21 protein-coding genes are annotated in these 21,277 nt (G+C 61.4%); 16 read left to right on the plus strand and 5 right to left on the minus strand.

The genetic code is table 11. The features are described 5' to 3' along the window. Positions 1–158: 158 nt before the first annotated feature. The 4 genes from BQ8482_RS19470 to BQ8482_RS19485 all read right to left on the minus strand — a co-directional run bounded on the left by BQ8482_RS19470 (position 159) and on the right by BQ8482_RS19485 (position 4,292). On the minus strand, positions 159–1,817 hold the full coding sequence (locus BQ8482_RS19470) for a DUF6538 domain-containing protein (protein WP_244602881.1): 1,659 nt from the start codon (positions 1,815–1,817) through the stop codon (positions 159–161). A gap of 516 nt (positions 1,818–2,333) precedes the next feature. After that, positions 2,334–2,627: a hypothetical protein gene (locus BQ8482_RS40605; RefSeq protein WP_425294113.1), complete on the minus strand. Its 294-nt coding sequence runs from the start codon at positions 2,625–2,627 to the stop codon at positions 2,334–2,336. A 78-nt stretch (positions 2,628–2,705) separates the two neighbouring features. Then, the gene (bluB, locus tag BQ8482_RS19480; RefSeq protein ID WP_123149114.1) at positions 2,706–3,341 is read right to left on the minus strand and encodes a 5,6-dimethylbenzimidazole synthase; all 636 of its coding nucleotides are present in this window, start codon (positions 3,339–3,341) and stop codon (positions 2,706–2,708) included. A gap of 561 nt (positions 3,342–3,902) precedes the next feature. Beyond that, a complete protein-coding gene (locus BQ8482_RS19485) occupies positions 3,903–4,292 on the minus strand; it encodes a hypothetical protein (protein ID WP_123149115.1) in 390 nt (129 codons plus the stop codon). Between the two features lie 470 nt (positions 4,293–4,762). On the opposite strand from BQ8482_RS19485, the gene queC reads away from it, so the two are divergent. The 16 genes from queC to BQ8482_RS40100 all read left to right on the plus strand — a co-directional run bounded on the left by queC (position 4,763) and on the right by BQ8482_RS40100 (position 20,217). Further along, positions 4,763–5,461 (plus strand): 7-cyano-7-deazaguanine synthase QueC, encoded by a 699-nt coding sequence (gene queC / locus BQ8482_RS19490; protein WP_123149148.1) that lies wholly within the window; start codon positions 4,763–4,765, stop codon positions 5,459–5,461. Beyond that, positions 5,461–5,817 carry a 6-carboxytetrahydropterin synthase QueD gene (gene queD, locus BQ8482_RS19495; protein ID WP_123149116.1) on the plus strand — a complete coding sequence of 119 codons (357 nt, stop codon included), beginning with the start codon at positions 5,461–5,463 and terminating at the stop codon, positions 5,815–5,817. Before queC ends, queD begins: the two co-directional genes overlap by 1 nt. Next, entirely contained in the window at positions 5,814–6,548 is a 735-nt protein-coding gene (queE, locus tag BQ8482_RS19500) for a 7-carboxy-7-deazaguanine synthase QueE (protein ID WP_123149117.1), read from the plus strand. Before queD ends, queE begins: the two co-directional genes overlap by 4 nt. A 338-nt stretch (positions 6,549–6,886) precedes the next feature. Further along, positions 6,887–7,936, plus strand: coding sequence for a cation:dicarboxylate symporter family transporter (locus tag BQ8482_RS19505; protein ID WP_425294114.1), 1,050 nt, complete (start codon positions 6,887–6,889; stop codon positions 7,934–7,936). A gap of 255 nt (positions 7,937–8,191) precedes the next feature. After that, complete coding sequence (locus BQ8482_RS19510) at positions 8,192–8,908, plus strand: DsbA family protein (protein ID WP_123149118.1); 717 nt, start codon at positions 8,192–8,194, stop codon at positions 8,906–8,908. A gap of 401 nt (positions 8,909–9,309) precedes the next feature. Further along, positions 9,310–10,272 carry an ArdC family protein gene (locus BQ8482_RS19515; RefSeq protein WP_123149119.1) on the plus strand — a complete coding sequence of 321 codons (963 nt, stop codon included), beginning with the start codon at positions 9,310–9,312 and terminating at the stop codon, positions 10,270–10,272. Positions 10,273–10,408: 136 nt separating this feature from the next. Further along, on the plus strand, positions 10,409–10,828 hold the full coding sequence (locus BQ8482_RS19520; RefSeq protein ID WP_123149120.1) for a DUF2958 domain-containing protein: 420 nt from the start codon (positions 10,409–10,411) through the stop codon (positions 10,826–10,828). Positions 10,829–11,038: 210 nt separating this feature from the next. Continuing rightward, entirely contained in the window at positions 11,039–11,215 is a 177-nt protein-coding gene (locus BQ8482_RS39400; RefSeq protein WP_483237935.1) for a hypothetical protein, read from the plus strand. Continuing rightward, complete coding sequence (locus BQ8482_RS19525; RefSeq protein ID WP_244602884.1) at positions 11,185–12,579, plus strand: chromosome partitioning protein ParB; 1,395 nt, start codon at positions 11,185–11,187, stop codon at positions 12,577–12,579. The genes BQ8482_RS39400 and BQ8482_RS19525 overlap by 31 nt, the downstream gene beginning before the upstream one ends. A 529-nt stretch (positions 12,580–13,108) precedes the next feature. Further along, positions 13,109–13,432 (plus strand): DUF736 domain-containing protein, encoded by a 324-nt coding sequence (locus tag BQ8482_RS19530; RefSeq protein WP_008871905.1) that lies wholly within the window; start codon positions 13,109–13,111, stop codon positions 13,430–13,432. Between the two features lie 161 nt (positions 13,433–13,593). Further along, positions 13,594–13,863 carry a helix-turn-helix transcriptional regulator gene (locus BQ8482_RS19535; protein ID WP_008871906.1) on the plus strand — a complete coding sequence of 90 codons (270 nt, stop codon included), beginning with the start codon at positions 13,594–13,596 and terminating at the stop codon, positions 13,861–13,863. Next, positions 13,860–14,408: a signal peptidase I gene (gene lepB / locus BQ8482_RS19540; RefSeq protein WP_123149121.1), complete on the plus strand. Its 549-nt coding sequence runs from the start codon at positions 13,860–13,862 to the stop codon at positions 14,406–14,408. The genes BQ8482_RS19535 and lepB overlap by 4 nt, the downstream gene beginning before the upstream one ends. A 17-nt stretch (positions 14,409–14,425) precedes the next feature. Further along, positions 14,426–15,082 (plus strand): lytic transglycosylase domain-containing protein, encoded by a 657-nt coding sequence (locus tag BQ8482_RS19545; protein WP_425294117.1) that lies wholly within the window; start codon positions 14,426–14,428, stop codon positions 15,080–15,082. Positions 15,083–15,294: 212 nt separating this feature from the next. Further along, on the plus strand, positions 15,295–17,265 hold the full coding sequence (gene rlxS / locus BQ8482_RS19550; protein ID WP_123149122.1) for a relaxase/mobilization nuclease RlxS: 1,971 nt from the start codon (positions 15,295–15,297) through the stop codon (positions 17,263–17,265). A gap of 690 nt (positions 17,266–17,955) precedes the next feature. Further along, positions 17,956–18,879, plus strand: a complete 924-nt coding sequence (locus BQ8482_RS19555; RefSeq protein ID WP_008871912.1) for an SMP-30/gluconolactonase/LRE family protein — start codon at positions 17,956–17,958, stop codon at positions 18,877–18,879. 1,218 nt (positions 18,880–20,097) lie between these two features. Further along, the gene (locus BQ8482_RS40100) at positions 20,098–20,217 is read left to right on the plus strand and encodes an FkbM family methyltransferase (RefSeq protein WP_280178853.1); all 120 of its coding nucleotides are present in this window, start codon (positions 20,098–20,100) and stop codon (positions 20,215–20,217) included. A 734-nt stretch (positions 20,218–20,951) separates the two neighbouring features. Here BQ8482_RS40100 and BQ8482_RS19570 read toward each other — a convergent pair. Next, positions 20,952–21,212, minus strand: a complete 261-nt coding sequence (locus tag BQ8482_RS19570) for a hypothetical protein (protein ID WP_123149124.1) — start codon at positions 21,210–21,212, stop codon at positions 20,952–20,954. Positions 21,213–21,277: the final 65 nt, after the last annotated feature.

The following is a 21,277-nucleotide window of genomic DNA, read 5'->3' on the forward strand; positions in this document are numbered from 1 at the left end:
CTTATCCTGTTCAAAATGTGGGGTAAAATGAGGGCTTCGATGTAGGCGATCAATAAAGTTATAGCTATTTCAACTGGCTAGCAGTCAAAGTGGCGGAGAGAGCGGTATTCGAACACATAGCGCGCCGTGCAACCTCCTGAGCAATCCACATTCACCAGTCATTGAGCTTCTAATGAGTAGCAGGGCAATTTCGCGATCTCGCCGGCCATTGTCCTCAGTGTTACTTCCCCATAAGTGTCGGCAACCGACCTAGCTGCCTGACCCTGAATTGCATCTAGAATGCGGGGAGGGATACCAGCCTCCATGCCAATTGTTTTGAAGCGGTGACGCCAGCCGTGGTTGGGTGCCACATGCGGATCTGCCACAAAGGTGCGTCCGAACTCGGCGAGCCGGTTTTTCAGGCCGCGCAAAGCCCCCCGAACATTTTCTGACGAGTCGACATTCAAAAAGAGGTGGCCGCTTGCAGCATCTTGCACAAAAGCGGGGAATCCTAGATCGATCACCTGCCGATGTAGGGGTACTTCGCGGGCCTCATTGGTTTTGACCGTTCCAGCTTCAGGGGTAATGCGAATTACCCACACGTCACCGCGCAACGAGACGTCCTGCTTTCTCAACTGGGCCAGTTCGCCGACGCGAGCTCCCGTAAATGCGCACAACCAAGGAATCCAACGCTTCGCCGCAAATGTCTTCGGATTTTCCTGCCCCCGCTCAAGAAATATCGCGCCAGAAAGGATTGTTTTGGCCTCTTCATCAGAAAAGCCCTTCGATCTATGGCGAGCAGGTTTTCCGACCTTCAAGGTCACACCCACAGCTGGGTTATGAGCGACGAGTCCGTTGGCGACCCCCCAGCCGAAGACGACTTTCAGAGCCGAGAGATTGCTATCCTTGACCGTTTTGGCGGAAATCATCTTTCCGGTCTTCGGCGAAGGTGTGCTCAGTCGGTGATCTTTGAAGGCGATGACATCCTTGGCCGTAACCTTCGTTGCATCGTTGTGTTTCAGAAACCGAGCAAGATAGGCAAAGGCGTCCCTGTAGCTTTCGTAGGTGCTCGGTTTTCTGCCCGCTGCTTTGCTCTCCTTCCACCAGCCGTCCACGAGCCCAGTCAAGGTCGCTGTGTCAGAGTTCTCCTTTGAAGCTGCCTGAATAACTGCCGAACGATGAAGGCAACTTGGTTCCTCTCCTGGCTCAAACTCGCCGTGTTCAAGCCTTTGCAGCGTTAAGCTGGCTCTTTGCAGGGCGGCGGCCACTGCACGTGCAGTCTTTTGAACGCTCCAGGCGTCATCGCTGAAGTCATTTTCGGTCAGGATATTCTTGGCGCTACTAATGCATCCATCCCTCATCGATTTCCAAAAGATGTTCTCGATTGGCATTGTCCCTGGGATGGGATCAGCAATGCCTTCCACTCCAGCAACGGGATCGGTTGACGGCAACGGGTACTTCTTCCACATGCCCTCGTACAGATCGGTGTGCCAGTGCAGCTGTTCACTCGGATTATCGTAGAATTTCGCAAGCCACTCATCGTGCACAGCCGTGGCAAGAAGGTGCGCCTCACGGTCGGTAATTAGGCGCGGTGTGAGCGGATCTACGCCAGCAGCAGGGCTGCGTCCATCAACCGAGCCGTTTCCTAGCCGAAGCTGCGCCCACTCACGTTCGTGTTCCGCAAGGACTTCTGCGAATTTTCGCTTTGCCTCGTTGGGGTCCTTCGTTCGAAGCGTCCTGTTGACTTCTTTGCGACCAGTCAACAAAGCGATATCGGCTGGTACCCGCTTGCGGAACCAGTAAACGCCGGTCTTACGATGTTTGACAGGACGGCTCATAGCTAGGACCATGTGTAACACCTGTGTGTAGCACTCGGGTAGCCCTAAGCATATAATTTTGCTGGTTTTTCAGCTGCATCAACACCTTAGGAGGGTGATGGTGCCCAGAGGCGGACCAGGACATATTGGACGCGGCCTGACCCAGGGGAAGACTTGTTGCCCGTTGGGTCTGTCGGCGAGCAGGTCGCGTAGCAATCAACTGAGTTGGTGTTCCGTTGGCTGTCTAGCATCTTGGAATCCGGCTTTCGCGCCGGCTTTCCCAGTTGTACCAGCGAGGCGCTTCTGAGTTACAGTCTCAACTCGCTTTGCCCCCTCGCATTTCTGGGCGAAGCATCTTGATCTTTTGGATGTTGGAGTGCCGTGCCACGCAAATTGCCCGGAGTGTATGTACAGGGCGATGTAAGCGAACGCGAACTCGCTTCAGAAGCCGAGGACCGACACCATTGACCACATGAATGTGATCTGATGACGCTGCTGTCATAATGCAGCCCAGACCTCTACCGGCAGTTCCGGCGCTCATTTGAATGCGTCATTCAAGACATTTGCCAACCTGGCTGGAGCAAGCGCTGCTTGGCTTTTCGCGACGTTGCGTGCATCAGTTTCGTAGGTTCGGCCGAGCACTGACAAGGTGCCCTCACTCAGCACAGGATCCGCATAGGCGAACTTTCTTGCCAAGGACAAAACTCTCCTGCGCCCAGACATCCGGATCCAGCACCTTGGCCTTCGCTTGGTCGACCTGAAGCTTTGAAATACCAGCCTTGTCGTTTGCATCGAAGATCGCTCCGGGCACGAAACATAGCCACCGAACATTCGATCCCAATAAGCGTGCAGGTCTATTGTTTCCCCGCTGGCCGACACAAGGGGGGAGATGGCAGCGTCGCCGTTGCACTACCGCCTTATCACAATCGAAGCGCGCCGGATTTCCCAGCCTTCCCGTTCCAGTTCCGGCACGCTGTGGTTCTCGCTCGGGTAGCCGACGCAGAAGTAACCGATCAGCGTCCACTCCGGCGGCGCGTCCAGGATCGTTGCCACTTCAGCCGGGTCGAGGATCGATACCCAGCCCATGCCTATTCCTTCGGCGCGCGCCGCCAGCCAAAAGGTATGGATCGCCATCACCGCCGAATATTCGATGGTCGCGGGCATGGTTAAACGGCCGAGCCCATGTCCCTGTTCTGTCGCGCGGTCGGCGAAAACCGCGAATTGACAAGGCGCTTCGTTCAAGCCGGCGAGCTTCAGGCGCGCATAGAGCGCGGCGCGTTCGCCGCCGAACGATGCGAGCGCCTCCGCATTGCAGCGCTCGAAGCATGTCCTGACGGCGGCGCGGCATTCCGCACTCTCGACCATGACGAAACGCCAGGGCTGGCTCAGCCCGACCGAGGGCGCAATGCTGGAGATGTCAAGCAGCCGTTCCAGCGCGCCTTCGGGGAGCGGCGTCGGCTTGAATCGCCTCACGTCTCGCCGCCACAGGAAGAGATTGGCCAGATCGGCGCGAAAATCGTCCGGAAATTCCGGGTCTGACGTCATGGTGTCGTACTGCCTTTGCGAAGAAAGTAGGGGAGTAGGGCAATAAGGCAGCAGGGCAGTAGGGCAGTAGGGCAGTAGGGCAGTAGGTTGCGTGCGTCAAGTTCTGCAAAAATGGCGTGGCATTAGCGGTGACGTTGGCGTATCCGCCGCGCAGCCCCGTATTTAGCGGAGCGGCGGACATGGCGGGCCGCGTCTCAGGCGGCCAATGCCCTCAGGTTCTCCTTCTTGTGCTCGCGCAGATGATCCATGTTGAGGTAGCGGGTCGCCTCGAGCCAGTTCTCGTGGATCTCCACTGATTGCGCGCTTTTCCTGCTCGATTAACTGCAGAAGCGCGGCGTAACCGCCAAGCAGGCCCACCGGCGGAATATTTTCGCGCAATCCCTATAACGTGAAGGAGAAGGTAACTAAGGAGCGCGGCTCGTGCGCGTGAGGTATATCCGAACGTGTGCAGCAGATCGTCGCGCTCTCCCCGGACATATCCGCGCGCCACAGAGCCTCGGTGGCCGGCCGCTCGGACGCGCAGGCGGATCCAAAAATCCACAGATGCATTCCGGTCATATGCTAGCTGCCAAGCATATGACCGGCATTTCGCAAGGCGCCTAGGAAGAGACCGGCATGGACGGTGACATCGATCTTGGCCTGCATAGACAGGGGCATGCTGGCCCAGTTCTCCAATGGCGAAATGAAATGTGAAAAAGTGCCATTGACCATGCAAGAGCGGGTAACAAGGCCTTGTCTGTCCAACGCGACCACGCCCGTCTGGTCGGCTCGATATCGGATGGCTGCGATCCGCTGGACCTCCGAGTCACCATCGACCCGCACGTCGAAAACCAGGACACCGTGGCTCCTCGTGGCTATCTCTGCGGCTTTTTGGTTGAAGCTTAGGGAAAGTGAGCGGACGCTTTCGACCGCCATCTTGAAAATCGCCAAATCCAGTTCATCCAACGCCATGTAGGCTATTGCGCGCAATATAGGAGTGATTGCAACGACGCACACGGCTTGTTCACAGGTGCCGGCTCACGACCAATCCTTCAGCTGGTTTTGCCACTCGGCAACCGACGGATTCGTGTTCCAGATCGAACTGATCCTGAAGCGGGGCGCGCGCACTGTCCTTGAACTTGGGCTTCTGCACCCCCGCCGTTAACGAACTCCGTACCTTCCTCGTCACTTCGCCAATTCGCGTGTGGCCTATGCAAGCATCCCTAACGCAGGTTTGGATAGGTCAGCTTCTTTCCCAGCAATGCCTCGAGGTCGCTTCTTGGGTTTGGACATCAATGAAAGAGCCCGCTGTCGGCGCCCGGTGCGCCACGGCATGTCAGCGATCAGACTCCACCGGGTTCACAAAGTTGACTCGCTGGGGTAGGGGGACCGCAGAGAAATCTCCGGTCGCAGCCTTACCCGGTCAAAACAAGGATACCACGATGAAGACTCTCGTCATCTGCTCCGGCGGATTGGACTCCGTTTCCCTTGCTCACAGCGTGGCAGCGGAGCACGAGCTCGCCGGCCTCCTGTCTTTCGATTACGGCCAACGGCACAGGAAAGAATTGGGCTTCGCCGCTCTCTGCGCGGAGCGACTGAACACTATGCACCAGATCATCAACATCCCCGAAATCGGCCGCGGCCTTTCCGGCTCAGCGCTCACCGATAATCTCGACGTGCCGGACGGCCACTACGCCGAAGACACGATGAAGATCACGGTAGTGCCGAACCGAAACGCCATCATGTTGGCAATTGCCTTCGGTCTCGCCACCGCGCACAAGGCCGAGGCGGTGGCGATGGCCGTACATGGTGGGGACCATTTCATCTATCCAGATTGCCGTCCGGCCTTCATCGAAGCTTTCCAGATGATGCAAGACCGCGCGCTGGAAGGCTACGCAGAGATTCGCCTTTATACGCCTTACGTCAACCTCACAAAGGGCGACATCGTCCGGGATGGAGCAAGACACGGAACGCCATTTGCGGAGACCTGGTCGTGTTACAAGGGCGGCGAGCGTCACTGCGGACGGTGCGGGACCTGCGTGGAGCGGCGCGAGGCGTTTCATCTCGCGGGGCACGCTGATCCTACCGACTACGAAGACCCTGTCTTCTGGCTCGAGGCGCTGCGGAGGAGGAGCGCCTGATGTTCCGCATCACCAAGGAATTCCACTTCTCGGCCTCGCACCAGCTCACCTCTTTGCCGCCGGATCATCAGTGCGCGCGCCTGCACGGGCATAACTACATCGTCGAAGTGGAACTTTCGGCGAAGGACCTGGACGCGCACGGCTTCGTGCGCGATTATCACGATCTGGCGCCGTTCAAACGCTATATCGACGAGAGCCTCGACCATCGGCACCTCAACGAGGTGCTGGGACATGAGCAAGTCACGGCGGAATACTTGGCCAGACATTTCTATGAATGGTGCAAGGCACTCCTGCCGGAAACCGCGGCCGTGCGGGTGAGCGAAACCCCGAAAACCTGGGCGGAATACCGGCCGTGACGGACACGTGTCCCGCAATCCGTGTGAGCGAGATATTTGGGCCCACGATCCAGGGCGAGGGAGTGCTCATCGGTTTGCCTACAGTCTTCATCAGAACCGGCGGGTGTGACTACCGGTGCTCCTGGTGCGACAGCCTCCATGCGGTGGACAGTCAATTCCGCCACGAATGGAAGATGATGCCAATCGATGCGGTGTGGCAAAGCGTCGTTGGGCTTTCCGGTGGCCGGCCAGTGATGGTGTCGCTGTCAGGCGGCAATCCGGCCATTCAGCCCTTCGGTGCGCTGATCGAGCGAGGCCATGGTGAAGGTTACCGTTTTGCGCTGGAAACCCAGGGTTCGGTGGTCAGGGACTGGTTTGCGGATCTTGATGTGCTGGTTCTCAGCCCAAAGCCGCCGTCAAGCGAGATGAGGACGAACTGGGCTGCATTCGGGGCGTGCATAGAAGCAGCGCAGGAGAAGCCGCAAATCGTGCTCAAGCTCGTTGTTTTCGACGAGAATGACTACGCCTACGCCAAAGACGCCGCGGCGCGATTTCCGCGCCTTCCGGTCTATCTGCAACCCGGCAATCACACGCCACCGCGCCCTGGCAATGAAGACGCACCTGTCGACCTGGACGGAATAATAAAACGCATGGAGTGGCTTGTGGAAAAGGTGACACACGACAGGTGGTTCGAAGCACGCGTGTTGCCGCAGTTGCACGTTATGCTCTGGGGAAACAGGAGAGGCGTTTAGTCGCGCCTGTGCGGGAAATGCGCCCGCGGATTTTCGGTTCGACCGGCCAGATGTTGACCATCTAGATCCCGATCGCAGCCACCAAGGCAAACAGGTTGCCTCGACGACCTTTCGGCCGCTGCCAGGCCGCATGTCCGCCGACGGTCTGCCCTTGTTTTTAAGAGGGCACGCGCCTGCGGCGAATGCGGCACTGCGTGAGCGGTCCTGCGCGTTATCGCGCCGCCGCTGCTTGGCACGGCACTTGCGCCCGAGATGGCAGCAGCGTTCGACCGGAGCGCCGCCAGTGAGAGGCCTTGAAGCGAGGAAGAGCCCGCCCCGATCCGGCAGGGAGAGAAACGGTGTTAGCTCCACAAGTCCACAGCGCGAACGCCGGGCCTCGTAAGCCCCATATTGCGCGGCTTTACGTTCAGGTGCTTGCCGCCGTCGCCCTTGGCGTCGCTGTTGGCTTTTTCTATCCGGGGACCGGAGAGGCTCTGAAGCCGCTCGGCGATGCTTTCATCAAGCTCGTGAAGATCATCATCGCGCCTGTCATCTTCCTGACAATTGCGACCGGCATCGGCGGCATGAACGATCTCAAGAAGGTCGGCCGGGTCGCCGGCAAGGCAATGATCTATTTTCTCACCTTCTCGAGCCTCGCATTGATTGTCGGTCTCATTGTCGCAAATGTCGTTCAGCCAGGTGCCGGCCTCAACATCGATCCAGCCTCGCTCGATGCTCAGGCCGTGAAGGGCTATGCGGCGAAGATCCACGAGCAGTTCGTGACCGGCTTGCTGATGCCGTCAATCGTTGGTGCCTTCGCCGAAGGCGATATCCTGCAGGTCCTGTTCTTCTCGGTCCTGTTCGGCATCGCTCTGGCGATGGTCGGCGACACCGGCAAGCCTGTGCTTTCTTTGCTTCAGGCGCTCCTTGCGCCGGTGTTCAAGCTGGTCGGCATTCTGATGAGGGCCGCGCCCGTCGAAGGGGCGAGCGCCAGGCGGTCGGTCGTGGGCCTCGGCATCCCGGCCGGATATTCATTCAATCTGCACGGCACCAATATCTACATGGCGCTGGCCCCCCTCTTCCTCGCCCAGGCGACGAACACGGATCTGTCGATCGGCGGTCGGATCCTGCTGCTGTTCGTCGCCTTGCTCTCTTCGAAGGGAACAACTCGCATTACCGGTGCGGGCCTCCTCACGTTGGCTGCGGCGCTCTTTGTCGTTCCGACCGCCCCAGCTGCCGGCGTGACGCTTATTCTTCGCGTCGACCACTTTGTGTCGGAGTGCCGTGTGCTGACCATTTTTCTCGGCAACGCAGTGGGAAGGCTCGTTGTCGCCCGGAGCAGGGCGAGCCGGATGATGGACGATTGGCAAAGGCTCTCACGAGCGGGTCCTTCGGCGCTCGGGCGTTGAAGGGCAGATCGCCCGGCGTGATGACCGGTGGTCTCGGCTGGCAACTCGCGAACGCCGCTCAGCTATTGCAGTCAGCCCATTGGAGCGAAGCCGTCATAAAGCAACCGCCAGATGGCGCCGGCATCGACATTGTGAGCCCCCCGCGACTGCCGATACTGCGGGAACTGCCGGGCAAGCGATCCAAAGCGACGACCAACTTTCACGCCAAAAGGCCAGCCGTTGCTGCCCCGTTAACGGCTGATTGGAGCCCGACCCATGTCCAAGCAAAACGCCGGCCTTGTCGCCGTAATCGGTTTCCTAGTCCTCGCCCTGTCCGTGCTGGGAACGCTAAAGCGACAGCCAGATAGGTTGACGACCTGCAACGGCTCGGAGATGAACGCCTTGCTCGCGGCGGACTTGAGGATACTCATTCCGCAACATCGCGACGCACTCCTCAACGACCTCGCCTCGCCAATCGCCGGCAATCCGCAGGGCGACGTCCCCCTGGTCTCATTCCTCGACTACAACTGCCCGCTGTGCAAGCAAATGGACCTCATTCTCCAGCAAGCCCTCAAGCATGATCCCAATCTGAGGATTGTGCGTAAACAGCTCCCGGTCCTGGGACCTGCTTCCGAATTCGCCGCGCGCGCGGCGCTCGCCTCCCGCAAACAGGGAAAATATGAGGCGTTCAATCGCACCCTTTTTGCTTTTCCCGGCTTGGTGAACCAAAGAACCACCCTAGCCGTTGCGGCACGTGTCGGCCTCGATGTTGAGCAGCTCAAGCGGGACATGCAAGGCCCGGCCATCACCGACGCCATCGCACGCGATCGCGCGCTCGCCAACGAGCTGTACATCACCGGCACGCCGGCGTTGGTGGTCGGCGACGAAGTGATAGCCGGGGTGGTCGAGTTGGCCGGGCTGCAACGCTGCATCGCCGATGTGCGCGCAAACGCCAAGGTTCAGTCTTCCACAGCTGCAAAATCGGCATTTTGACCGCATCAACTGCTCTCGGGGACCAGAGTCCTGAGCGCCCGCGCGCCTGAAGGCGCGCGCCGGGTGCTCGTGCACCGAGCCCGCTTTTCTTCGACAGGCTCAGGCGGTCTCGGCCATCCGGCTTCGCCCCCTGACGCGGGCAGCCTGTCGGCTGCTGACGGTCGCCGGCCAGCTGGCCGGCGTCGATTTTTGTGGTGGCCTTCCCCGGTGGCACGGGGTGGGCGGCACTCCCTTCTAGGCCAGCCGCGGCATCCCGCAACCCTCCGCTTGCCGCTCCGGGTCCTCCTCTTCGTTCCGGTCCTTCGGATGCGGTCTGCCTTCTACGGCGGGCCTTTTCGGTCGCTTTCGCCGCCCACCCCGCTTCCGGGGGAGGGCGCGATTGGCGAACGGAGGACCAGACAATGCGTGCAAACAACAAGCATTCCGGCAGCCGCGAGGCTGGCGCGGGCAAGGGCGGGCGCTCAGTCGCCAGCCTCTATCAGGAGATCACAGACCGCATCGTTGCCGAACTGGAGCGCGGCACCGTGCCATGGGTCAAGCCCTGGGGCAGGGCAAAGGCAGCCCTTGGCCTGCCCAGGAATGCAGCCACCCAGCGCCGCTATTCCGGCATCAATATCCTGATCCTGTGGGGTGCCGTCATCGAGCGCTCATACCCCAGCCAGAACTGGCTGACCTTCCGGCAGGCGCTTGCCCTTGGCGGCAATGTCAGGAAGGGCGAGCGCGGCACGACCATCGTTCACGCTGACCGCTTTATTCCCAAGGACGAAAAGGAACGCGCCAAGGCCGATGGCGACGAACCGCAGGCCGTGCCTTTTTTGAAGCGCTTTACCGTCTTCAATGTCGAACAGTGCGATAATCTTCCCGACCATCTCCATGCCGCCGCCGAGCCGCTGCCGGCGCGCGAAATCGTCCCGCAGGCCGAGCAACTTATTCGCAGAAGCGGTGCGGATTTCCGTATCGGTGGCGATCGCGCTTTCTACATGCCCGGCAGCGACACCATCCAGGTGCCGCCCCAGCCGGCTTTCTTCCACCAGATCGACTATTACCGGACCTGCTTTCACGAGCTTGGCCACTGGACCGGCCACCCGACGCGACTCGCGCGCGACCTGTCAGGCTCATTCGGCTCCAGGACCTATGCGCGCGAGGAACTGGTCGCCGAGATGGCCGCAGCCTTCATATGCAGCAGTCTCGGCGTCGAGCCGACCGTGCGCCATTCCGATTACATCGGCTCATGGCTGACGGTTCTGCGCGAGGACAATCGCGCCATTTTCCGCGCGGCCAGCCATGCCTCGAAAGCCGCCGATTTCCTGCTTGGCCTCAATGCCGACGTCGAAGGCGAGGCGCATGCCGAGATCGCCGCATGAGCGCGCTCCTCGCCATGCGCAACCGCCTAGCGCTTATGGCGCGCCGATGCGCCCGCGCGGCGCGCAAGTCGCTCGATCCGCCTGTTTCAAAAAGCCGCTCTCAATTCAGCCAGAACCGTCTTGAAGGAATTCCGCAATGATCCTGATCACCGATGAACTGCGCGCCCGTCTCCTCGCCAATGGCGCTGCCGACACCGAAACCGACCACGCACCGGTCGTGAAACTGTTCGATCCGGCCGGTCCTGCGACCTGGCTCTTGAGCGAACTCGATGCCGACGGCGACACGCTGTTCGGCCTTTGCGACCTCGGCTTCGGCTTCCCTGAACTCGGCAGCGTCAGCCTTGCCGAACTCGAATCCATCAAGGGTCCGCTCGGACTGGGCATCGAGCGCGACCTTTATTTCATAGCGCGTTTTCCGCTGTCCGTTTATGCGGAGGCCGCGCGCAGCGCCGGCCAGATCACCGAAGCCGAGCGGCTTCTGCGGCAGGCAGCGGAAGCACTTGCCAAATCCCTTTCCGAGCTTCCGCCAGACGCGGCGGAACCAGAGCGCCGCTAGGCGCAAACCCGTCCCCGCCGCATCGGCCTTCGGTCTCCCCGGCGGGGACAATCGCACCCCAAACGAAGGAGAAAGACATGCAGCTTGCCCATATTCCGCTCGACCGACTGAATATTTCCGCCCTCAACATGCGCCACGGTAAACGCCGCGCCCGACCTGTCCGACATTCTGCCGTCCGTCCGCGCGCGCGGCGTCCTCGTGCCGCTTCTGGTGCGGCCCAACGGCTCGCCGGAAAGCTTCGAGATCGTCGCCGGACGGCGACGCTATTTCGCCGCGAAATCGCTCGCCGACGAGCGAGGTAAAGCCGATCCCTTGCCCTGCGCCATCATGGAGGCTGGCGAGGACGCCCCGACGAAGTGTCGCAATGGGAGACGTTCTCACGGCTGATCAGAGAAGGCCGCACAGTTCCGGAGATCGCCGGCACCTTCGGCATTACGGAGCTTCAGGTGAAGCGCATTCTGGCGCTTGGCGAACTGCTGCCCAAAATCCGCGAAGCCTATCGGCGGGACGAAATCGACACCGAAACCGCTCGCTATCTCACCATGGCTTCGAAAGCCCAGCAGAAGGATTGGCTGGCGCTGTTTGCCGATCCGGGGCAATACGCGCCACGCGGCTATCAGTTGAAGCAATGGCTGTTCGGTGGACAGTCAATCTCCACCAAGGTGGCGCTGTTTGCCATCGAGGATTATCCCGGCCTGATCGTCTCCGATCTGTTTGGCGAGGAAAGTTATTTCGCCGACGCCGACCTGTTCTGGCAAAAGCAGAACGAGGCGATTGCCGCCAAGCGCGACGCCTGTCTGGAACACGGTTGGAGCGAGGTGATCGTGCTCGAACCGGGTCAGCATTTCCACTCATGGGACCACGAAAAGACGCCGAAGAAGAAGGGCGGCAAGGTCTTCATATCAGTCTCGCATCGCGGCGAGGTCGAGTGTCACGAGGGCTGGCTATCGCGCAAGGAGGCTCGCCGCGCCCGCGCGAATGGCGAGGGCGCAGAGGAGACGGCCGCGAAACCGTCGCGGCCCGAACTCACCGGACCGATGCAGAACTATGTCGATCTGCACCGTCATGCCGCCGTGCGCTTTGGCCTGCTCGACCATCCGGGCGCAGCACTTCGCCTGATGGTGGCGCATGCAATAGCCGGTTCCGGCCTGTGGCAGGTTCGCCGCGAACCGCAGCGTGCCGCCCACGAGATCGTGGCCGCTAGCCTGGCAGCCTGCAAGGCCGAGGCCGCGTTCGCCGAAAAACGGCGCGAGGTCGTGGCGCTGCTTGGGCAGCCGGATGAGGACGGCACAATCGCTGGCGGCAATGGCGACGACTCCGGCACGGCAAGCTTCGCGCGGCTCCTGGCGCTCTGCGACGATCATGTCATGCGCGTTCTCAGCATCGTCATGGCCGAGACACTTGAAGCCGGCAGCGCCGTCATCGAGGCGCTCGGCAATCATCTGAATGTCGACATCGGCGCTTGCTGGCAACCGTACGACGCATTCTTCGACCTGTTGCGCGACAAGGAAATTGCCAATTCCATGCTTGCCGTCGGCGGCAAACATGTCGCGGACGGCAATGTCGCCGAAAAGGTGAAGACGCAAAAGAAGATCATCCGCGACTTTCTTTCGGGCGATAACGGCCGCAGACAGGTCGAGACCTGGCTGCCGCGCTGGATGAAATTCCCGGTCGAAAGCTACACTGATCGAGGCGGCTTCCGCACCGCCGATCAATGGGCACGGGTCAGGTCGCTGTTCGTCTGCGAATAGCCTGTCACGGCCGGCGGCGGCTTCTCGGCAGCCGCCGTTCGGCACTGTACCCTGGTCGCAGTGGCTGCATGTTCGAGCTTCCTTTGCCCCGCATCGCGCAGCAAAATCCAGGCCGGCAAACTCCTGATCACCATGGATCGGTCCGTCCGCCCGATGCCTGCTCCGCGCCCAACCTGCGGTCACGATCTCGATCGGCGTGGGCCTTATCAGCCGCAGGTCTTGTCAATTCCCGCCCCTCCTGCCTGGCTGTAGCGACCGCGTTTCCCACGATCTCCTGCTCTTCAAGGACCATTCCCCTGCGGCTGGCTTGTCGACCTATGGGCGGATCCGGCCGCCCGAAACCCTCGCCGATCAGCTTTTTTCCCCGCCGCCTGCGGCGGCTTCCTCGCGCCGCTTCGCTTCAAAAAAGCTGCCCGCTCGGGTCCTCCGCTATCGCTTCGGCCCTGTCGGGTTCAGGCGGTCCGGACGCGCCCATTACGGTCCGCCATCGCAGGGGATGGTCCCCGGCGACAGCAAAAGGAGACTTCAAATGACCGCGATCGGTTACGTCAACAAGCAGGAAAACGGCGCCTACAAGGGCCAGCTCAAGACGCTCAGCGTCCGCGCCGACATCGACATCGTCCCCAACCAGGCCAAGAGCGCCGACAACCATCCCGACTTCCGGGTGCTGACGCAGGGGGTCGAAGTTGGCGCCGGCTGGATCCGCACCGGCGAGACTTCCGGCAAGGATTATGTGAGCCTGTCGATTGCAGCGCCGGAGTTCGGACCGCGCAAGCTTTACGCCAATCTCGGCCGCGCCGCCGGCCAGGACGATGACGACACCTACGCCATCATCTGGAACCCGGCCGACTGATCGGCCGACCCGAGCCTCGCGCCCCATCCGGCGCGGGGCTCATTCCCAGGCGCCCGCCCGAAAAGGCGGCGAAAACTCTCCCCGGACTCTTCGCCCGTCCCGGAGGCGATCTCGCTCGCCCATCCTCGCCCTCGCTTGTCCGAAGCGAAACGAGGATCACCATGGACGACGAAAACGAACGCGCGGCCCGCGCCAAAAAGGGCAGTCCCTTTCTCAGCACGGCCCAAGCTGCCTTCTATATCGGGCTCTCCCAGCGCACGCTGGAAAAGATGCGGCTCAAGGGCGGCGGCCCGAAATTCCGCAAGCACGGCCGCTATGTCCGCTACCACATCGACGAACTCGACGGATGGTCGAAAGGGCACCCGCAGCACGCCGGCAACGAGGATGGTGAGGCCGGTTCCGGCCAAGCCGGCCAGGGAGGCCGCTCATGAGCCGGCGCCCTTCCATCCGTCTGATCGGCAGCCGCCTGCGGCGCCTCCAGGCACGCAAAACCATCGCCGCTGCCGTGATTGGACTGACCCTGATCGGCTTCGCCGGCACCGTCAAACCAACGCCCTGGCTGGTCTGGAACGCCTCGGCCAGCGCGCCCGTCGGCCTCTATGGCCTCGGGTTTGCAGCACCGGCTCGGGGCGATCTGGTGCTCGTCCGCCCGCAAGAATCGCTCGCCGAACTCGCCGCCGAACGCGGCTATCTGCCCCGCAACGTGCCGCTGGTAAAACGTCTTGCCGCGCTGCCGGGCGACGAAGTCTGCGCCTTCAATGACGCGGTCATCATCGACGGCGAGATCGTCGCGCGGCGGCTGGCGAAGGATACCAGAGGCCGCCCGCTGCCATGGTGGAACGGGTGCCGGACACTCGCCGACAACGAAATCTTCCTGCTCGGCAGCGACGATATTCGGTCATTCGACAGCCGCTATTTCGGGCCGGTGCCGCGCGCAAATGTCATCGGGAGGCTCGTGCCGCTATGGACCGAGTGACCCTGCTGATGTTCGGCATGATCGCCTTTGCGCCATGCGCCTGTTCCGCCTCGACCGGCGCTGAGCCGGTCGCCATCTCCCAAATTCCGCACCTTCAAAGGTGGCACGAGTTCACAGGCGAAGCAAGCAGACGTTTCCGTATTCCTCAGGCCTGGATCTACGCCGTCATGGATGCCGAAAGCGGCGGCAAGACCATGCTCGACGGCCGCCCAATTACCTCACGCGCGGGCGCAATGGGCCTCATGCAGGTGATGCCGGAAACGTATCAGGACATGCGTGCCGAATACGGTCTGGGAGCCGATCCGCACGATCCGCGTGACAATATTCTCGCCGGAACCGCCTATCTCAGCGCCATGTTTGACCGCTTCGGATTCCCCGGCCTGTTTGCCGCCTACAACGCAGGACCCGAGCGCTACGAATCGCATTTGAAGCGTGGGAAGCCGCTGCCGAAGGAGACAGTTGCCTATCTCAAACAGCTCAGGGGGAAGGGGATTTCGGCGGACGACATTGATGAATTCGAAGGGGACTCCAAGGCGCCAAACAGCCAAAACGCTCCCTCTGGCCGCTCGCTCTTCTTCCTTCGTAACGGCGTTCGCGCCGGCGAAGCGAAAGGCGATCTCTTTGTGCCGCTGCGCGTCAATCGCGCTCGGACGAACGAGCCGAATGGCGGGTGACTCGGCGAGCGGGGGCGCGGTTTTGCGGGGCGGGAAAGAGCGGGTGCGGAAGCCGGAAAGCGGAAGGGCGGCGTAAGGCAAGATAAAGGCAATGCCTCCAGGAGGCGGCGAAGTCTTTGTCTGCACATCATTTTTCCCGGAGGCTGCTGGCAGCGCCGGGAGTGTGGGACACGCAAGTATCTGACTCTGCTTGAAATTTCTGGGAGGCCACGATGCAGGATGACGAATTCAGGCCGAAGCTCGGCAGAATAGGCTCGCGCGGCTCGAAGGCAGGCAAACGCTTCGCCAGCCAAGTCCAGGCGGCGATCAACAGAGCCGGCGGCCGGCCCCAGCGCGGCGGCCGCTTTAACGGCAGCCGGACAGGGCGCGGCGGAGCGGCCGCCGCGCTGCTGAAATCGCGCGATCGTTATGCTGCCTTCCGTCAGCGTCGCGTCGTCGTCAAGGCCCGGATCGTAAAACTGGCCGGCAAGGGCGCGGACGGAGCGCGTGCGCATCTGCGCTACATCCAGCGCGACGGTGTCACCAGGGAAGGTGCGCCTGGCGAGCTGTACGGTGCCGATAGCGACCGCGTCGACGGTAAGGCGTTTGTCGATCGCGCAGATGGCGACCGGCATCAGCTCCGCTTCATCGTCGCGCCAGAAGACGGCATCGAGTATGACGACCTCAAGCCGCTGACCCGTCGGCTCATGGCGCAGATGGAGGAGGACCTCGGCACGAGGCTTGATTGGGTTGCCGTGGATCATTTCAATACCGGCTATCCGCACACCCACATCATCGTGCGTGGCAACGACGATCGCGGCGAGAACCTCGTCATAGCGCGGGAATACATCTCGAGGGGCATCCGCGAGCGCGCGGCCGAGCTGGTCAGCCTCGATCTCGGTCCGCGCACCGACCACGAGATCGAGCACCGCCTGCGCCAGGAAATGGAGCAGGAACGCTTCACCAGCATCGACCGGCAGCTGCTGCGCATGCGCGACGATGACGGACTTGTTTCGACGGACGGGCCCGAGGCCTTTCGTCAGACGCTGCACCAGGGCCGGCTGCGCAAGCTCGAGCGGACGGGCTTGGCAGAAGAGGTCGGGTCGGGTCGCTGGCGCCTCGATGGCCAGCTCGAAGCCACATTGCGCGGCATCGGCGAGCGCGGTGACATCATCAAGACAATGCACCGCGAGCTCACAGGCAAAGGGCTCGCCCGCAGTGCCGCCGATTGGGTGATCCACGATCGATCCGGTGAGCGGGCCCAGCGTATCGTCGGCTGCGTTGTCGGGCGCGGGCTGGCCGACGAGATCAACGACCGTCATTACCTCATCATCGACGGGGTGGATGGAAGAACCCACTACATCGACATCGGCAAAGGCGAAGGCACCGAACCGACGCCTGATAGCTGCATCGTCCGGGTCACACCGCGGAACACCGAGCCCAGGCAGGTTGATCGGACGACCGCCGAGATCGCCGCCGCACATGGCGGCCGTTACAACGTCGATATCCACCTGAGGCATGATCCGTCGGCCACCGAAAGCTTTGCCGAAACGCATGTGCGCCGGCTGGAGGCGATCCGGCGCGCCACCCGGGCTGTCGAGCGCGAGCCGGACGGCACGTGGATCATCGCGCCGGATCATCTCGATCGCGCATCGGAATACGAGCGGCTGCGGGCCAGGGCGGAGCCTGTGACAGTCGAGAAGCTCTCCTTTTTGTCGCTGGAACGCCAAGTCGGCTTCGACGGCGCCACATGGATCGACCGGGAGTTGGTTTCCGATGAACCAGAGGGGTTGCGCAACTCGGGCTTCGGCCGTGAGGTGCGTGAGGTGCAGGTCCGCCGGCGGCAATGGCTCATAATGCAAGGCTTGGCCCATGAAGACCAGGGTAGGATGGTTTTCCGCTCGAATATGCTTTCCATCCTGCGCCACCGCGAGCTGAACCGTGTTGCCGGTCAGCTGTCGGACGAACTTGGACTGTCGTATTCCGAAGCGAAGCCCGGGGTTCGGGTAGAAGGCACGCTGCGCCGATCGGTCGAGCTTGCCAGCGGCCAATACGCCGTCATCGAGAAGTCGCGCGAGTTCACGCTCGTGCCATGGCGGCCAGTGCTCGATCGGCACATCGGCAAGGAGGTGTCCGGGATCATGCGCGGGGAGGGGATTTCATGGACTATTGGCCGACAGAGGAGCGGGCCGAGCGTTTCGTGACATGGCTGCACGGAATCTTGTCCCGGAAGTGACCGAACGATGCTCTGTCGAGAGGACATGGTCGAGGCGTGCCGAGCGCGAAGGGTAAACGAAGAGGAGATGAAAGACGGTCGGCCGACCGTCCTCAAATGTCCAAGAGCGAAGTCATGACCGGAGCCGTCCATCGTCATCACCGACAACGCTTCCGTCGCAACATCCGCCTGCTGTGAGAGGTCGCGACACCCTGCGATAGCCGATGGTCGACGCGGGGCAATTACATTCGGTCGCCGCGGCCGTGGGCCATCGAATCAGAACGACATCCCGGGATCGCTGGTGGATCTCAATGGGAAACCCTGGGCAGTCACTACGTGACTCAGAGCAGGTACTCACGCACCCGCACGCGGCGGCGCTTCGAGACCGGGATCCGCCCTGTTCCGGACCTCGCCTGACGCTGCCGCAGTCGTAACGATCGCCACAATCGAGCCGATGAGTCTCTCCGAAAGCCGAAAATCTTTCGCGCCAGACGACGCGCAACAAAATCAGCATGAGCGCGGGTCAGTGGAGAAAATAAGTAAGAGTCAACGCCGACCACGACCGTACCGCTGCTAAGCTCTGCCCGCAACCGGCATACTAATTGCGGATGGACGCATAGCAGCGCGAGTCGTCTTCAAACGACGGCTATCGATAAGCTGATGTCATGGAGAAGCAGCCATGTTCGGAGATATTGAAGGCGCCGGATTCGAAGTTCTGGACGAGCGTTTCGAGCGCCGGTTCGTCGGCCATGCGGCGGTCGAGCGGCTGTGGACGGGTGGCCGCTGGCTCGAGGGTCCGGCCTGGTTTGCCGCCGGCCGCTACTTGGTGTTCTCGGACATCCCGAACGATCGGATTATGCGCTATGACGACACCAATGGCGTGGTCTCGATCTTCCGCGCGCCGTCCAACAACGCCAACGGGAACACAGTCGACACGCAGGGGCGGCTGGTTACCTGCGAGCATCGGGCGCGGCGCGTCACGCGCACCGAGCACGACGGCTCGATCACGGTGATCGCCGATCGTTTCGAAGGCAAGCGGTTGAACTCACCGAACGACGTTGTGGTTCGCTCGGACGGCACCATCTGGTTTTCCGATCCATCGTACGGCATCGCCACGGACTATGAGGGCGACCGTGCCGAGCAGGAGATCGAGGGCTGCCATGTCTACCGCACTGATCCCGCAACGGGTGAGGTGGTGTGCGTCGTCTCGATCATGGCGAAACCCAACGGGCTTGCCTTCTCGGCGGACGAGACGATGCTCTATGTGGGCGACACCGGCGTTACGCATGAGAAGGATGGGCCACGGCACATCCGCAAGTTCGCCGTCGAGGGCAGCAGTCTGCGCGAGCTCGGCGTTTTTGCGACATGCACGGCCGGCCTTTTCGACGGGTTCAGGGTTGACACGGCCGGCCGCGTCTGGGCAGGGGCCGGCGACGGCGTCCATTGCTTCGATCCCGACGGCACGCTGATCGGCAAGATCCGCATCCCCGAGACGGTCGCCAACCTCACCTTCGGCGGCCCCAAGCGCAATCGCCTGTTCATAACGGCGCGACAGTCGCTCTATGCCGTCTTTGTGGTCGCCAATGCGGCAGCGCAATCGTAGGCTCGCGTTCAGGCTATGCGGGCCTCAACCATCGCCGCACCCGCAAGATTGGCCATTGCGCATCGGGACAGGTCGATCGGCTGCCGGCGCGCAGACGATCACGGGCTTTGAGGAACAGCCGAGCGCTTCAGATGACATGTTTGCGTCGAGCATACGGGCACGTTGTTGTTGTTGAACTTGGAGCGGCGCTGCCATCCGCGCGAACGCGGTCGCAAGCGCGTCGTCGAAATAGTCGTCCGGCGGCATGCTGAGTGCGGATGCCCTGCTGCCCAGCAGTTCGGCGTGCCGCGAGATGTAGCCCTCGGATGGGTGACGCTTTGGGTCGGGCGGATCGTGACGAAGTCGCCGCGTAGGTCTGTGGCACGCCGCCGAGAGCCGATGGGCGCTGCGGACCTTCGTTTCCTGGTGAACCGCGGGAAGCGTCAACCCCCATATGATGGTGAAAAGTCTCGGAGGGACGGTGACCCGCCGAAGCATCGTCCTCGCTCAGCCTGTCACAGGCGCCTGGCAGGTATGTATGCATCGCGCGCATGCGTTCCATCAACACAATCGATTTTACCAATTATGGATAATAGCGGATGTGAAAACGTCGGTCGGCGGAAACGGGTCTACTAAGGAGTGCGCCCTCCCCTTCTTCAGGAAGACTTGTGAACCCGGCCGACGCCGCAGGACCAATCGAAAGCAATCCAAGTTGCCCGGTGCCAGCCCTAAGTTCGGGGTGACCTACACTCCCATAAGGCGGCACGGCTGCATTCAAGGCGCTGAGGACGAGTTCAATGGAAATATTTGGGCCTTCCAGGGAGACCCTACCAATCTCCATGCAGCGGCTCTGGCAAGAGCTTCTGGAGTGTGTGCGCGAACCGGTGTCTTCGTTGAAGTTACGTCGGCAGATTGTTTCACTCCTTCAAAAGCCCAATCCCGTCATCCTGGACATCTGCAATGACGGAACCGATACGCGACGTTTTCTCAGGCTTTGCCCAAGGGCTCAGCTCTACTGCTTTGAGCCCGACCCTTGAGCGGCTGCCCGCTTTAATAAGTATGGATCTCTACCTAGACAAGGTGAGGCTTTTCGAGATCGCGATCAGTAGCCGGAATGGCAGTATTGATTTCCATCCAAGCAACGGAGACTGAAGTGCGAAGGAATGGGACCGATCTGGCTCGATACGCCGACCCAAGAATCATCTTTTCGAACATGATTGGGTTAGGTTCGATCACCCCATATCGGTTGAAACTCGAAGGCTTGACGACTGCTGCAGCGAAGCCAACCTGAGCAAGATCGATTTCATCTGGATGGATGTGCAGAGGGCCGAATCAGATGTCATCGCTGGGGCCACATAGACTCGGCCATGGATGGCAACCCGGGCTCGCGCCTGCCGGACAGGCTCGCTATGCCGGTGAGCGGGGACACACCGTTGCGGACTGTTCCTGCGGCGGGTTCGAGCGCCGAAAGCGCCGCATGTGATCGGCATCCCTGACCGTGCCTAGCGCAATGGACAGCGCCACGGAACGATCGTCTGCGATCTGCAGCGCAACGGCGTTGAACCCTCGCCAGATCTCGCTGACAATAGAAGAGAAGCCCGCATTTAGCGCAACTGCGAAAGTCCAGGCGGATCTCAGGCAGACATCCCGGTTTTTGTAGCACATCAGTTGTCCGCTTTGGGTTGACGGCGAAGCCCGGATGAAAGCGGAAGGACACCCGGGGCCGCTTGCTGGTTCAGGTCACTGCCGCGGCAGGCTCCTGCGCATGTGCTTGTCGCTGCCCTTGCGTCGTTTCCGGTGAAGCGCCGACCTCGTGTCGAGACGCAGTCAAGGTTGGCCGCCGCGCTGCCGGGGGCGCCGGCTGCGACGCTTCCAGGCCACGCCTTGAGGGGCGTCGAGCCGCCGGCCGGGATGTCAGTATGCCGATGGAAGTCAGGATCGTAGCCACGCGCTGTTTGGCATTGTCCAGAACTGATGAGTTTGGCGCAAGTTCCAGACGGCCGACAGTGCGCGTGAGCAAACATGCAGGAGTTGCCAAGGCGGCCAGCAAGGCAGTCGAACAGGCAAAGGGAAGGTCCGGGTGACTGCATCCCTCAGCGGCGACGAAGACGTCCGCCATGCCTCTCTGCAGGGTTTCTGAGATGACGATTAGCCCGCCGCTTCGATCTGATGAGTTCAAGCAGCTCAGCCTCATCCGCGTCAGCCTCTTCTTCCAACGCGACCAAAATATCCAGGGCGAGGTGGTCGGCCTCCAACGATGAGCGGGCGATATGCTCGTCACTGCATATCTGGTCGAATACCCGTTGGCATAGATCGAGATCGGCAGGGTATAGACCGGCCCGTTTGAACGGCATTTTGAAAACCCATAAGCATTGTAGCAGTCAATGGATCTAAGGGCCGTTAACTGGGCGAGTCAACA

The organism is Mesorhizobium delmotii, assembly GCF_900149755.1.
Classification (GTDB): Bacteria; Pseudomonadota; Alphaproteobacteria; order Rhizobiales; family Rhizobiaceae; genus Mesorhizobium; species Mesorhizobium delmotii.